General features: G+C 38.8%; 11 protein-coding genes. 9 read left to right on the forward strand and 2 right to left on the reverse strand.

Annotated features, from left to right (window positions below; all coding sequences use genetic code 11):
* Window positions 1-21 precede the first annotated feature (21 nt).
* Window positions 22-1,743, forward strand: coding sequence for a DUF3592 domain-containing protein (locus tag PQO03_RS03910; RefSeq protein ID WP_274151282.1), 1,722 nt, complete (start codon window positions 22-24; stop codon window positions 1,741-1,743).
* 74 nt (window positions 1,744-1,817) lie between these two features.
* Here the strand turns inward: PQO03_RS03910 and PQO03_RS03915 are convergent, their stop codons facing one another.
* Window positions 1,818-4,514 (reverse strand): hsp70 family protein, encoded by a 2,697-nt coding sequence (locus tag PQO03_RS03915; RefSeq protein ID WP_274151283.1) that lies wholly within the window; start codon window positions 4,512-4,514, stop codon window positions 1,818-1,820.
* Window positions 4,515-4,516: 2 nt separating this feature from the next.
* The gene (locus tag PQO03_RS03920; protein WP_274151285.1) at window positions 4,517-6,283 is read right to left on the reverse strand and encodes an Hsp70 family protein; all 1,767 of its coding nucleotides are present in this window, start codon (window positions 6,281-6,283) and stop codon (window positions 4,517-4,519) included.
* Between the two features lie 359 nt (window positions 6,284-6,642).
* Between PQO03_RS03920 and PQO03_RS03925 the strand changes: the two genes are divergently transcribed.
* From PQO03_RS03925 to PQO03_RS03960, 8 genes are all read left to right on the forward strand, one after another.
* On the forward strand, window positions 6,643-7,374 hold the full coding sequence (locus PQO03_RS03925) for a hypothetical protein (protein ID WP_274151287.1): 732 nt from the start codon (window positions 6,643-6,645) through the stop codon (window positions 7,372-7,374).
* Between the two features lie 130 nt (window positions 7,375-7,504).
* Window positions 7,505-8,494 carry a DUF2793 domain-containing protein gene (locus PQO03_RS03930; RefSeq protein ID WP_274151288.1) on the forward strand — a complete coding sequence of 330 codons (990 nt, stop codon included), beginning with the start codon at window positions 7,505-7,507 and terminating at the stop codon, window positions 8,492-8,494.
* A 4-nt stretch (window positions 8,495-8,498) separates the two neighbouring features.
* The gene (locus PQO03_RS03935; RefSeq protein ID WP_274151290.1) at window positions 8,499-9,749 is read left to right on the forward strand and encodes a PilN domain-containing protein; all 1,251 of its coding nucleotides are present in this window, start codon (window positions 8,499-8,501) and stop codon (window positions 9,747-9,749) included.
* Window positions 9,746-10,261: a hypothetical protein gene (locus PQO03_RS03940; protein WP_274151292.1), complete on the forward strand. Its 516-nt coding sequence runs from the start codon at window positions 9,746-9,748 to the stop codon at window positions 10,259-10,261. Before PQO03_RS03935 ends, PQO03_RS03940 begins: the two co-directional genes overlap by 4 nt.
* Complete coding sequence (locus PQO03_RS03945; protein WP_274151293.1) at window positions 10,258-11,316, forward strand: type IV pilus twitching motility protein PilT; 1,059 nt, start codon at window positions 10,258-10,260, stop codon at window positions 11,314-11,316. The genes PQO03_RS03940 and PQO03_RS03945 overlap by 4 nt, the downstream gene beginning before the upstream one ends.
* Window positions 11,317-11,332: 16 nt before the next feature.
* Window positions 11,333-12,766 (forward strand): GspE/PulE family protein, encoded by a 1,434-nt coding sequence (locus PQO03_RS03950; RefSeq protein WP_274151295.1) that lies wholly within the window; start codon window positions 11,333-11,335, stop codon window positions 12,764-12,766.
* A 1-nt stretch (window position 12,767) separates the two neighbouring features.
* The gene (locus PQO03_RS03955; RefSeq protein WP_274151297.1) at window positions 12,768-13,964 is read left to right on the forward strand and encodes a type II secretion system F family protein; all 1,197 of its coding nucleotides are present in this window, start codon (window positions 12,768-12,770) and stop codon (window positions 13,962-13,964) included.
* Window positions 13,965-13,968: 4 nt separating this feature from the next.
* Complete coding sequence (locus tag PQO03_RS03960) at window positions 13,969-14,370, forward strand: hypothetical protein (RefSeq protein WP_274151298.1); 402 nt, start codon at window positions 13,969-13,971, stop codon at window positions 14,368-14,370.
* Window position 14,371 lies beyond the last annotated feature (1 nt).

The raw sequence follows: 14,371 nt of genomic DNA on the forward strand, positions 1-14,371 counted from the left end.
ATAAAGGGAGTAGGGAGCTTTATGAGTAAAAAAAACAGCACGTTTGGAAATATATTTTTAGCGATTTTTGGTTTGCCATTTTTAGCGGCAGGCTTATTTGTGATGTTCTTAGGGATTAAGCCGGCTTATCAAAATCATCTCGCTAAAGACTGGCTAGAAGTTCCTGCCGTACTTACGGAGCTCAAATTAGATGGCCATGGTGATTCGGTGAAAGTGGTAGCTGAATATACTTATGAATATCAAGGTAAAAGCTACTCATCTGACAAAGTGGCCTTTAATATGACTACGGGCAATGTCTCGAAGTATCATCAAGAATTATACGCAACATTAAATAATGCTAATGCCGGGCAAGTAAGTTGCTACATAAATCCAGATAACCCTCAAGAAGTTATTCTCGATCGTAGTCTTCGCCTCAAAATGTTGCTCTTTATGATTCCCTTTGGTTTAGTTTTTGCTCTTGTGGGTGGTGGCATAATTTGTGCTGCGATTTTCTCTGGGAAAAAAAGTAAGAAAGAGCAATTATTAGCCGCACAATTCCCCGACGAACCCTGGAAAAAGAATAAAAAATGGCATAGCTCCATTATTTTGGCTGATAGTTCATCTGGTGTATGGGTCTTATTTTGCATAGCAGTCTTCATGAATCTTTTTATGATGCCTTTTTGGGCAGGTATACTCAATTCAGATAAAAAAGTTCCTTGGTTTGCCTACGGGATTATCGGACTTTTTCAGTTAATTGCCTTTGGCCTAGTAGGCACTTTTATTTACCATTTCATAAGAAATAAAAAGTATGGTAAAGTGAATTTTCACATGGAAACTTACCCAGGAGTCATTGGAGGTGCATGCAAAGGCCTCATCAAAATACCTATGGAAGTCCAAGCAATGGATGGCTTTAAAATCACTTTGAAAAATATTCATCAGTACACGACGGGATCAGGAAAAAATAGAAGCACACATAAAGACGTCTTATGGGAAGATAGCAAAATCATAAAAGCTAATAATAACACAAATAGCTACTTTAGTACGGAACTTCCCGTTGAATTTGAAATCCCTAGTGGTGGACGAATATCTCAATCCGATGGCGATACAAAATATTGGGAACTGAAGGCGACGGCAGATACTCCTGGGGTAGATTTCTCAGAAGAATTTAAAATTCCTGTTTATGTAACTGAAGAATCTGAAGATCGACCTGTAGAAGTGTTTGAAGAAAAGAGATTAGCTGAATCAGATTATGATTTGGAGACTAATTTAAAAAAGAATAAAATAAAGATGCAGTCGATGACTCAAGGCCTGCTTATCTCAATCCCCGCCATGCGCAGTTTGAGTGCAGTATTTTTCAGTTTCATTTTTCTGTGTGGCACGGGCACGGGAATGGCTTACGCGATTAAATCTAATGAGTATTTCGTCATGTTTATCGTAGGTATATTTTTTATGGTGTCACTTTTTATCTTTTACTTTTCTACCTTCGTAAGAAGAGAGTTAGCCTTAAAAGGCGAGAAGTTAATGATCAAACAAACTCACCCCCTGGGAACTAAACTCATTGAGTGTACAAGAGATGAGGTGAAATTGGATGTGGCCTGTAGTATGGAAACTAATGGTAAGCCGAGTGCGTGGCGACTTTCTGTAAAAGCTAAAGGAAAAAAACTAACTGTAGTAGGCAACTGTAAAGATCAAGATTTACTCAAGGCTCTAAAATACAAAATACTTAAACACAATAAAGCCCCAGAAAATACTGAGGCTCTATAAATAAAGTCTTTTAACTTTTCTAAATATCGAATCTTGCTAAAGCTAGAAGATTGATACTTAGCCACTACTAAGACTCAATCCTTGTGTAACTTCAATCCTATGGGAATACTATCTCCTAGTACTAGGCTCTGGCTGGCGACATCTTCTTCGACGAGCTCATTGACTTGTTGAATGAAATGTTTTGCCGCATTGTTCTTACTTAGAAACTTGGAGGCTTCAATTCTATTTTTCTCAGGCATATCTAAGGCATGATTAGCGGTTAAACTCATGATGCGACTAATACATAAAAAATGCATATTAGTTAGCTTTTTAGGATTGGTTTGCATGATGAGTGTAGCCAAAGAACTAATGCTTTTAGCCGGTAAGACTAAGTCTAAAGGGGCATAGACTGGACGACGAGCCGCCATGCGGGCAATCATCCAGAGCTCAACTTCATCCAAACGTGTGGCTCGCTCCATGAATTCACTTAAAACTTTTTTGCGAAACTTAATGGGACTCAATTCTAAAGCACCTAAGCAACGCTTGAGTTCTCGAGATAATTGTGGGTTAAGACTTTTTTTAGAGCTGAGTTCACCATGAATTTTATGTGCCATTTGTTCCTGTCTACCACGGCTTAAGGCACCAGAGCAGCGACGCCATAGGGTCCACCATTCGACTTGGCTTGGGATATCAGTTTTATTTTGAACGCCTTTAAACCAGAAGGGCCAAAGTTTGTTAACGCGGAACTGATCATGGGAATTACCAAAGCCAGGTCGCATCATAAAGCCTAAGATATTATAATAACGGGCTTCGGTAGCAGCGTTCTTGCGAATGAGTTCAATATCTAATTCAAGCAATAAATCAGCGAGTCGGCGACAAAGAACCACAGACCATTCTTTTCTTTTGAGCTCCAAGTCATTTTCTAGATTTTTCATCAGTGAATTGAGGGCTTTTGCATCGTTTTTCACAAAGGCAGAATTGATTGATTCACTCGCTTTTTGAAGGAGTCTTTCATTCACTGTGATCGTCTCTTCTTGATCATCTGAATTCTCTTGCTCATGAAGCTGACGTAAATCAAAACGCAGCTGCCACTGATGATCAGTATCCAAAGCCTCTAGCCACACTTCTAAAGAATTGCTTTCATTCACGGAGGATTTGAGTTTAACGCGAATATCTTGAACTTTTTTACCGTGAGAAATGGATGTGCTAAGTGGTGAAAGAACTGAAATGTCTTCTGCATCGCTATTGAGTATATCACCCGTTTTATCTAACAAGCGAGTCTCGGAGCTATACAGTGGAAAGCTAATGATGCTATTAGTTTTTAAAGTGAAGATCTTGTCACATACTTGAATACTATGCTCTTCGGTATCGCGAGGCATGATACAAATGAATTTGGATCCCTCTTGACTATCGATTTTGAGGAAATAAGAACGTGCAATACCACCTTTGACTTGAGTACCTAAGCCACTTCGACTTAAACCATAAGAACTCGCACCATGAGCCACGGCAATATCGAGACCCTTAGAGTTTAATGCATTAATGCTTTGACCCGACCAAGAATTGATTTGATTGATGACTTGATCTCTGAAACTCAGAGGAATCATGGTGCCACCATTGAATAAAATATGCTCAGGGAATTTAATTTCACTCAGAGTAGATATTTGAGCGTCTCTACGTAAGAAAGAGAGTAGGTGACTGGTGATAGCGGGATCTCTTTCATAAGGGAGGTCTAAGGTACGCAAACCGACTTTACGATCGGGTTCTGCGGCGTCAATTTGAATACTCGGAAAAAATCCTTGGTGAATAATATCGAGAATTTCTTGGCGATTAAATTTTATTAGGGACATGCCTTTGAGTAAAGAACTTCCGCCAGAATGAACCGATAAATTAATTTCATTGACTTGTTCATCGCTCAGGACTTTTTCTTTGGCGCGACGAGCTTCTTGAATAAGTGAACTCATTTCACGATTATTGAATTTGCGATTGGCGCGTTTTTGGGCTTCAAAAGCAATAGTTCTATCAATATTATCACCACCTAAAAGCAGGTGGGGTCCTACACTAGTTCTTCTAAGTGCACCATCATCACTGACTTCGATCATGGAGAAATCGCTTGTGCCACCGCCAATATCAACGATGAGGACGCGTTCACCATTCTTTAAAGTGTCTTGCCATTCTTTATTAACTTGTAGCCAAGAATAAAAGGCGGCTAAGGGTTCTTCGAGCAGAGTTACTTTTTTAAAGCCGGCATTAAAGGCGGCTTTTAAACTTAATTCACGGGCAACCTCATCAAAAGAAGCAGGCACAGTGATTACTAACTCTTGGTCTTCTAGAATACAGGGCGAACCCTCTTTATCTTTTGTTTGACCAAAGCTTTTATTCCAGGCTTCACGTAAATGCTTGAGGTAGAAAGAAGAAGCGGCAACCGGACTAATTTTATGCTCTTCTTCAATTCCCCAGGGGAGGATCGCTTGTTCGCGATCAACGGCTTTGTGAACGAGCCATGATTTAGCTGAATGAATGAAGCGATCTGATTTTGCGCCGCCAAAGCGACGAGCGTATTCACCACAGACGTATTGGGGTTTCTTGTCCCAAGTTAAGGCTAATTGAGCCTGCTCATTTTCTTCACAGCGATAAAGAAAACTTGGTAAGTTATACTGCTGGTGTTTTTCACCATAAGCAGTGACTTGTTCAACTTCAAAGAGCTGGGGCTCGGTTGAGGTCTCTAAATCAACATAAGACAAGGCACAATTAGTAGTGCCTAGATCAATTCCTACAATGAAACGACTGCTCATACTTATACTTGTTTCCCTTCTTCACCAAGATCAAATTCTAGGCGCCATTTCTGTTCTCCAGATTTAGCTTCTCCCCAAACTTGGACAGTGCCAATCTCAGTAAAAATGGCTTTCATCGTAATCGGGATAAGTCGTGGGGCTTCATCTTCTTCAAGGCTCAAGTTTTTATGCAAGGAAGGTAATTCATCGAGTTCGAGATCGGCATCTTCAATAATGCTTCCAAGCTCATCTTCACTACGTGAATTAGTACAGAAGAAGCGGAATTGGCTATCTTCTCCCACAAGTAAGGCAAGGTCATCAATAGGAATATTAAAAGTCGTTCCATCTTCAGTTCCTTGAGGAATAACACAAATGGCATCCACGGGAGGAGCAAAACCGGGCATTGCTGGCATGGAAGATTCTAAACCAACATAATAAGAAAGTGCTGAACCCGCTTTAATGCGGATAGAATTGCCTTGACGAACGAATGCATACCAAGCCGCACCTTTAGCGACGGCTAAGTCAGGGTTGGAGTCGGCTAATACATCAATTTCTTCACCTGACCATGAATTAATAATCGAACTCACTCGTTCGCGTAATTGGCTCGCTTTAGTGACACCACCATTGAATAATACGGTCTTAGGCATTTTTTCATTATTTTTGATGAACTCAGCTAAGTGTCTAGAGATGGCGGCATCACTTTCGAAGTTGAGACCGAAGGAACGTAAGCCTGAACGCTCTTGGCGCTGAGCTGTATCATTTAAATCACACTCAGGTAAGAAGGCTTGGATAATGAATTGATCGACTTCTTCTTTTGTTAGTTCAGTTTTTAAACTACCACCAATGAGGCTCGAGCCAGTCCCCAAAATAGTGACATCGATTTTATCGAGAGATTCTGAACCTAAAATGCGTTCTTTTGCTTGGCGACATTGATGAACGAGTGAACTGAATTGACGTGAATTTAAACGTTTACCCAATTTCTGTTGCATCGCATAGGCGAGGGTGAAATCCATGTTATCGCCACCGAGAAGCAAGTGATTGCCCACGGCTAAACGCTGTAATTCCATATTGCCATCTTTGTCATCTACACCAATGAGTGAAAAGTCTGTTGTACCACCACCAATATCAACAACTAAAACTGATGAGTCGGCACTTACTTTTTCACGCCAGTTTGATTCGTTTTCTTTTATCCAAGAATAAAAAGCCGCTTGGGGTTCTTCAAGAAGATTGGGGAAGATGCCACAGGCTTCTGCAGCCATCACCGTGAGTTCACGAGCTAAAGCATTGAAAGATGCAGGTACAGTGAGAACAACTTCTTGCTGATCAATATATTCATCCGGCGAAGTTGCCACTTGAGTATTCCAAGCATTCTTAAGGTGTCTAAGGTAACGAGTCATCGCCTCTAGGGGAGATAACTTTTTTTCGGCATCATCAATAGCAGGTAAAAAATCACTCGTTGGATCTTGTCCTGCGGAACACAACCAAGATTTTGCCGATGAAATTACGCGAGAAGATTGCTCACTCGCTACTTTACGAGCATAAGAACCCACGCAGTAAGAATTATCGTCTTGCCCATTGAAATCAAACTTGCCTGAGTTGACGCTATTATCATCAGGTAAATAAAGAAAAGAAGGGAGAGAATCTAGTGCTTCAATTTCTCCAGGAGCAATGAGTTGGGGGACTTTTAAAACTTGAATATTTTTATCGGGGTCGAGGGTGTCTACGTATGCAAGGGCTGAATTGGTTGTACCCAAGTCAATGCCAATCATATAACGTTTCTTTTCAGACATATTGATATCTCCGTATTGCTTTGCGTTTTCCGCAAAATAAATTTAATATAGGAAGATTTTACTCTCTTTAAAACCTAAGGCAAGTGATGTACTCATTTGCACAAAAAAAAAGCGACCCGAAATTCATTTACAATTCCATAAGTGATCAAAACAAGCCTCTTTAATAATTTTGCATAAGCTTAGCGACTTCAATTGTAGTCAAATTCTTAGAGGACGATCCTTATTGATAATGAATTATCAATTATTTCGTGAAAAGGGTTTGATATATAATTTCATCTTGTTATTGTTTAATATTGATAATGGGTTATCATTATCAATAATAAACTCCATATATCTATATTTAAGTAATAGGAAACAGAATGAAAAATAAAAACAAAATTAAAAGCAACTTCACACTCATTGAAATTGCAGTCGTCCTTGTCGTGCTCGTAGCACTTGCAGGTCTCGTCGTTCCAAAAGCACTTGGTTACGCACAGCGTTCACACGGTGCAACTGGTGCGGGTAACATGGCGCAGCTTGAGGCCCAAATTAATAGATTTGAAATTGAGAAGTTTAGTATGCCTGATAACTGGGATAATTTAATTGATCCTACAAGTTCTGGCGCAGATGCATATTCCACTGCTTTTGGTGTAGCAACTCTTCCCACCGATCAAGCTGATGCACTGAACAGTGCGGGAATAACTATTGTACACGAATTATTTGATAAGGATGGTGTAGAAGCTGGTGCTCAATTAAGTACTTTTCAGGCCTCAGATGTAGATTCTGACTCAGCTGTCGATAGTTCACTTGTTGTTGCGACAGTACCAGCAGCAGATGTACGGGTCGCCCTTGGGAATGCGAATAGTGCGACTGATACCTATGTAGCTTTTGGCATTGGCGAAGCATTAACTGCTGTAGGGGTAACTATGACTGCAGTACCGTACGATTTTCCAGAAGGTGCAGAAAGACCAGAAGACAGCTATAGAAGATTTATTGCTATTTTTAATGTAAGTGGTGAAAAAGCTAAGTTAGCAGGCGTTGTAGCTAACGAAGACGGCGTGCTTCTTAATATTCAAGATCACATAGCTGAATACTACGAAGCTACGGAATAATTTTTCTTAGTTTGTTTTAGTGGTAATGAAAATTCCCCTTTTGAATTAAAAGGGGGATTTTCTCTTGTTAGCACGTCCTCATTAGCGAAGTTTCAGAAGTAGGTAAACCTCTATAGTTAACGAACAATTCATGAATAAAAAACCTTTCACCCTTTTAGAGATGTCAGTCGTTTTACTGATTATTGTTCTGGTCGCTTCTTTTGCAGCATCTGTAGCTTCACCCATTTTAGAGCAAAGCATTGAAACACAATACAAAAAGAATGTGATCGCAATGGCGACTGCGATTGTTGGTGATAATTCTATTAGAGATTACGATGGCAGCGCCATCCCCAATGGCTACCTAAATGACATGGGGTCTTTTCCCAGTAATATTAATGATCTCTGGAATGCTCCTAGCGACTCCAGCAAACGTTATCGCAAAGAGGAATTCACTATAAATGGCGTAGATGGGCATTTGTACGGTGGCTGGAATGGTCCCTACTACGAAGCGGTCAATGAAAACCTGCTCAACAGCCTCATCCTAGAGAGGGGAGACTATGATTCCATCAGTATTACGGATTCAAATTCTGATAATGATGATATAAAACTCCACGCCAAGGGCTACTCCGAATCAGAAGTCTTTGAATACGGCGAGCTACATTTCTATCCAAGAACAATTTCACTTTCAGGTATCCCCAGTGAATTCACGGCCAAAGTTACCTACGTCTATTTTTTAGATGGCATCCTTCAAGCTGTAGAACAAGACATTAGTAATAGTGCCGATACATCCGTAGATCTGCCGAAAGGACTGTGTGCTTTTTATGCCCAATTAATAACTGACCACGAAATCCTAGAGACTTTAAGCAGTCCTCCTATTGGTCCAAGTGATGGCGACACCTATTTAATTTCATCTAGTGGTGCAAGTGGCGATTTCAGTGGTGAAGAGAATAGTATCGCTACTTGGAATGGCAGTAGCTATGATTTTACAAGGCCAAGTGACCAAGACAGTCTTTATGATATTAATGAACAAAAACACTACCTATTCAAGGACAGTACCTGGGAAGAAAAACAAGTGGATGGTACCTCAACTCCAAGAATCATAAAAACCATAAAAACTGATATCTTACTGGAGTTTGAGTGATTATATGACCAAGTACCTACTACTCCATATTTCAGACAAATTATATTTTCTTAACTTCAGTTCAAAAAACCAAGAAGTTCAGGACTTTGTCCTCAAGGACAATAATCATGAAGAAGTCAGTCAGTTATTAGAGGCTTTCTGTTCACAACTCACCTCTAATTTTGAGATCTATTTATTCTCAGATAAACTGACTCTACACACTCTAGATTTAAGCAAGCAAACACCCACGACGAATAAATCTCTAATACAACAATTCCTCTTATTTGAGCTCGAAAATGTGGTTGATATCCTTCCGGATAATCCCGTGCTTATATTTCATAAAGAGGCGGAGCACACTTATAACTGTTTGCTCACAGAGGAAAACTTTGTTCATGAACTAAAAAACGTCTGTTTACAAGCTGATGGCAAGCTTGCCTACTTAGGTCATCCAGCAGGTTTTTTCGCTAGTCTCTATACAAATAACAGCGTAGAGATTTTTGAAAATACGGTTCATTGTCAAAGCTCAAAATCGAAAAATTCTTATCATTTTAGCAGTTCATTAACAAGTGAGTATCAAGCTGTTCAACAATACTTGGTCAAGAATTCAATGAAGAGCCCTACGATCTACAACTTAGCTAAAAGAGATATCATTCCCTTGGAAGGGAATATTTCTGAAGTGAAATTCGATGAAATCAAAACTAAAGACTTAATCAAAGCTTTAAAAAATAAACTGAGAACTTCTCCCGTTCTCAATTTTAAAAGTACGCCAAAAAATCTCAAGAAATCCTTTCCTTTATTAACGTCTTTTTTACTATCTGTGAGCCTGTTCGCATACTGCTTATTTTCCATCTATGATAGCAATCAAAATTTAGAAAATCTGATCACCAAAAATAAAATCAAAGTCAAGGATTTTAAGGCTGAAAAAGTAAGCTTTAAAATGCAAATAGAAAAAATCCCCGACCTCGAACAAGAACGGGCAAAATTGAAAAACAAGGAAATCGTCCTCAAGAATGTCAATTTCTGGCCTGATTTACTAGAGTGTATGGCTGAATCTATAGATGACTCTTCCCAATTAACTCATGTAAATAGCGCACAAAAAGATGTGGTCACTATACAGGGGATTACACTCAATGTCTTAAAAATCCAAGAGTTCATTAAAGGCCTAGAAGCTGACAGTAGCCTAGACGTCATTGTCTCGGAAAAAACAATTAGTCAAGAAATGATCAATAATCATAAGCTTTGGAGATTTAAGATCAGCCTTGGAAGAAAATTGTGAAAAAACATCTTCTAAAAGCCCTTATTGCCCCGGTGTTTTTCTATATATTATACGTCAACCTTAAAGCCTTTGTATTTAATTATGAAGCTAGGCAGTCTTATCTCAACAAAAAAATTAATAAGTCCAATAAAGAGCTAGAGGATTTAAAAACTGCGCTTAGCACTCTGAAAAAAGATAAAAAATTAAAGCTCTATCAAGAACTCAACAAAAACTTAAGTGAATTAAAAAAATATGATGAAGTTCAAAAAGATGAAAAACGTAAAGAGATCAATATTTACCAACTTTTCCAAGAGTATCAGCTCAGCTTATATTCCGAAAAATTAGTAAAAAATAAGTCATTAAATAAGGATTTAAAAAAGCTGACGCAGTTCACTCTATCAGGTGATTACCATAAGCTCATCAAAATGCTTCGGGCTTGCGCAGGCAGTCAATTTATTCCGGTGAATTTTTCTTTAAAAGCAGAAGAAAATGCCAGCACAAAATATACAATTTCAATTTGGAAACAAGAATGATTAAATTAGAAGCTTTATTGGCTAGATGTATTGAGGTGGGAGCTTCTGATCTTCATGTAAAATCTGATCAAAGTCCGAGATTTCGTCTGCTAGGAAAACTCGTGCCTCTCGCGGGCACATGCGGGATTTCCAAAGAGTCCATTTTAGATGGCATGAAAAATTTTATCGAGCCCCCCAAATTTGAAAAATTTGCTCAGCGAGGTGCCATAGATGGCTCCTTTCTTTATAATCAAAAACGTTTTAGGTTCAACCTTTTTAAACAATCAAATTCCCTAAGTCTTTCCTTGAGACTACTTTCTGATAAGATCAATGAATTACAGTCGCTTGGTGTGCCTGATCTCCTCTATAAAGTTTGTGAAATGAAAAATGGACTTGTGATTGTAAGTGGCTCTACGGGTTCGGGTAAATCGACGACTTTATCCGCTTTAATAGAAAGAATAAACTCTACGCAGAATAGGCATATAATCACTATTGAAGAGCCAGTTGAATATATATACGAGAGTAAGATGTCTCTGATTAATCAACGTGAAGTGGGCATAGATACCCCCAGTTTTCATGCGGCTCTAGTTGACTCTCTAAGACAAGATCCAGACGTTATCCTGATTGGTGAGATCCGAGAGATCGACACGATTAAAACAGCCATAACTGCAGCCGAGACAGGACATTTGGTTTTTGCCACAGTGCACTCCGAAGATACTACCAGTGCCATAGAACGTTTGATTTCTGTATTTCCCGCCGATGAACAAGGCTCCGTGAGAAGGCAATTATCCTTAAGTCTTAGAGCTATTATCTCTCAAAGTTTAGTGATTGCAGATGGCAAAAAAGCCGAGAAAGGAACACGTGTACCTGTATGCGAAATACTATTTGCTAACAATGCAATTAAGAACCAAATTGCAACAGGCAAGACTCGGCAAATTTATTCCTCTATAGAAATGGCTCATCAAGAAGGTATGCAAACCTTTGAAAGACACCTTTCTGAGCTTTTGAAAAAGGGTATTTTGAGCCGTGAAACCGTGATGCTTTTGGCCAATAAACAAGATTCTCTAATCGTTTAATAGAGATGTGTATATTGTGATCGACTTAGATAAAATAACTTTCAACCCCGCTTTAGTAGCTATGCTTCCGTCAAATATCGCTTTAAAGAAGCTGCTACTACCCTGTACGGAAATAAACGGTATAATATATGTCATAGCAGGAGAACCGGAAAGCCATCAGCCAAGTGATCTTAAAAGGTATTTTGGCAAAGACGTCAAACTTGAAAAAGCTGACCCGAAAAAACTCAAAGAAAAAATTAAATTACACTATCGGAGTTCAAACAAAGTCAGTTTAGAAAATGATCAAAATGAAGTTATTCGCTTAACGGATGAAATTATTTTTACTGCCGTAAGTAAATCAGCTTCGGATATTCACATCAACCCCAAGGAAGATAAAGTTTTAATTCGTTTTCGGGTGAGTGGGCAATTGGAAACCTATAAAACTATACCTATACATTCCTACAACGGCTTAATTTCACGCATAAAAATTTTAGCGGAAATGAATATTGCGGAGAAACGCTCACCTCAAGATGGCAAGCTGACTTACAAAGTACCTGGGACTCATCAAAAAGTAGATATTCGAGCGGCGTCAATCCCTTCAATTAATGGCGAAAAAATGACCTTGAGACTTTTGGGGATAAACTCAGATGCTCTGACGCTTGATAAAATTGGTATGTCAAAACAGCATTTAGCTATTTATCATGAAGAAATCCAACGTGACAATGGTTTAATTTTGATCAACGGCGCTACTGGCTCAGGTAAATCCACCAGTCTCTACGCGTCGCTTAGACATATATTGAAGAGTAAAGATGTGAATATTATAACTGTCGAAGATCCCGTTGAGTATCAGGTAGATAATGTCATTCAAGTTAACGTTGATGAATCGGATAAAGTATCATTTCCCTCTGCATTAAAAAGCATACTTAGACATGATCCAGATGTAATCATGATAGGGGAAATTAGAGACGCCGAAACAGCTGGAATTGCCATCAAATCGAGTTTGACGGGCCACTTGGTGCTCTCGAGTCTTCATGCCAATTCTGCCTCAGCTGCAGTAGTAAGGTTGGCTGATATAGGTGTCGAACCCTATATGATAGCTTCGACACTGCGAGTCAGTATTGCCCAGAAGCTCGTCAAAAAGTTATGTCAAAACTGTTGTACAAGCACTGAGTTGACAGAGCAGCAAGCTTTACTCATTAAGCGCGAAGATTTAGCCGGTACAAAAGTCGCAGTTAAAAAGGGTTGCCTTTATTGCGGAGGTTTAGGCTACTTGGATAGGATGCCTATACTCGAAGTGATACAAATTGACAATAATTTCAAAGCCCTCATTCACTCTGAACTCAATGATGAAAATCTAAGAAAGGAAATGCAGCGCCAAGATATTCCTTCTTTAGTTGATGACGCCATTAGCAAGATGCAAGAAGGTTTAATTGACTTTCAAGAGTGTTATAAAATTGTGAGTACGATTTAAGATGATTGAATTTGATTATATTGCTTTAGATTCTTTTGGTGAAAATCAGGAAGGTAGGTTGGAAGCTGAGAATTTTTTGGAAGCCTCAAAAATTTTAAAAGCACGTAAGTGGATTATAAGATCATTAGACGAAGCCCAATACGAAGTCTCAATCTTCACTTACTTGAACCCCATGACTTACTTTTTACGCAGTCGTGACTTCGAGGTCGCCTTTGCCCAACTCTCCACGTTGATGAGTTCAGGAGTGAATTTATCCTCTGCCTTAAAAACGATGTCCGCAATCTCTTTAAAACAGGCAGGAAGAACTTTGTGGAAAGAGGTTTATTCACAAGTTCAAACAGGCAAGAGCTTATCAGAATCTTTGAAGAGTCATCCTCAAATTAAAAAATCTCTTTTCGCAAATCTAATAAAAATTGGTGAAGAAACGGGTGAACTTGACCACTTATTAATGACTATTGCTGTAGGCATGGAGAGAAATCGAATTATTAAGAGTAAAATTCTTACCGCTCTCTTATATCCTATGTTTGTTTTCATCATTGCTTTAATTGCAGCCGGAGTGGCTGTCTTTTACCTGATCCCCAAATTAAAAGTTATGATTGCAGCCATGGGTCGAGATTTGCATCCCGCTACTCAGGCTCTGATTGACTTTGCCGATTTTTTACAAAGATATTCAATACATTTTTTATTGTTGATTTTAATTTTAGCTATCACCCTTATTAGCACTTATCTCAATAAAAATGGCAGAGTCTTTCTTGATCGTATGACCTTAAGAGTCCCAGTCATTGGCAACATGTTCCGCGTTTACTTTTCTGCTGAATTTGCCCGGAATTTTGCGCTGCTTATTGGGAGTGGGGTTAAACTCACAGAATCACTTCAGCATTGTACCGCAACTATTTGGAATACATACCTTAAGAATGTGCTAAAACGGGCGAGGAACAATATTATAAATGGCGCGCCTTTAACAGAGACGCTTTCCTGCCGATATGCCTTTAGCCCCTTACTTATCAGTATGGTGAGCGTGGGGGAAAAAACAGGATCTATTGATAATCTTTTGGAAGACCAGGCCAAATACCATTACGAAATTTTAGACAAGTACATCAATCAATTCAGTGCATTAATTAGCTTTGTAATGATCCTACTGGTAGCTGGGACCATAGCCTTTGTTTTTGCCGCAATATTACTAACCTATTTCTCTTGATATTATGAAAAATTTATACTTTTACCTACTTCTTACTCCATCAGTGTTTGCTAATGATCCCACCATGGTGAAGGGCAAATTAAAAGAGGTTCTTTTTAATTCTCACAAACAAATTACCAAAAACTTTAAACCCGAAAAAAAACCTTTAGAAAAAGTACTCAAAATCGAAAAACCATCTAAGGAGCTACAGGAAAATCTCAAGTTATTAAACTTCAAAGCTTTCTATTCAAAAAACTCAGTCAATCGGCTCATGGTGGAATTTGAACAGAAAATCATCTTTCTCGAAGCGCAAGGAAAAATTGTTTTGAATGGAGAAACTTATATTCTCGACTGTTGCGATAACTGCCAGGCACAATTCACTCATTTGAGCTCTCAAAAAAAAATAACCTTTAACTATCGTCCATAAC

It is taken from the genome of Lentisphaera profundi (assembly GCF_028728065.1).
GTDB lineage: Bacteria > Verrucomicrobiota > Lentisphaeria > Lentisphaerales > Lentisphaeraceae > Lentisphaera > Lentisphaera profundi.

What these genes read in the sequence shown, in the direction of transcription:
- PQO03_RS03910 (WP_274151282.1), top strand. Translation starts at nt 22, where the DNA reads ATGAGTAAAAAAAACAGCACGTTTGGAAATATATTTTTAGCGATTTTT.
- PQO03_RS03915 (WP_274151283.1), bottom strand. Translation starts at nt 4,514, where the DNA reads ATGAGCAGTCGTTTCATTGTAGGAATTGATCTAGGCACTACTAATTGT.
- PQO03_RS03920 (WP_274151285.1), bottom strand. Translation starts at nt 6,283, where the DNA reads ATGTCTGAAAAGAAACGTTATATGATTGGCATTGACTTGGGTACAACC.
- PQO03_RS03925 (WP_274151287.1), top strand. Translation starts at nt 6,643, where the DNA reads ATGAAAAATAAAAACAAAATTAAAAGCAACTTCACACTCATTGAAATT.
- PQO03_RS03930 (WP_274151288.1), top strand. Translation starts at nt 7,505, where the DNA reads ATGAATAAAAAACCTTTCACCCTTTTAGAGATGTCAGTCGTTTTACTG.
- PQO03_RS03935 (WP_274151290.1), top strand. Translation starts at nt 8,499, where the DNA reads ATGACCAAGTACCTACTACTCCATATTTCAGACAAATTATATTTTCTT.
- PQO03_RS03945 (WP_274151293.1), top strand. Translation starts at nt 10,258, where the DNA reads ATGATTAAATTAGAAGCTTTATTGGCTAGATGTATTGAGGTGGGAGCT.
- PQO03_RS03955 (WP_274151297.1), top strand. Translation starts at nt 12,768, where the DNA reads ATGATTGAATTTGATTATATTGCTTTAGATTCTTTTGGTGAAAATCAG.
- PQO03_RS03960 (WP_274151298.1), top strand. Translation starts at nt 13,969, where the DNA reads ATGAAAAATTTATACTTTTACCTACTTCTTACTCCATCAGTGTTTGCT.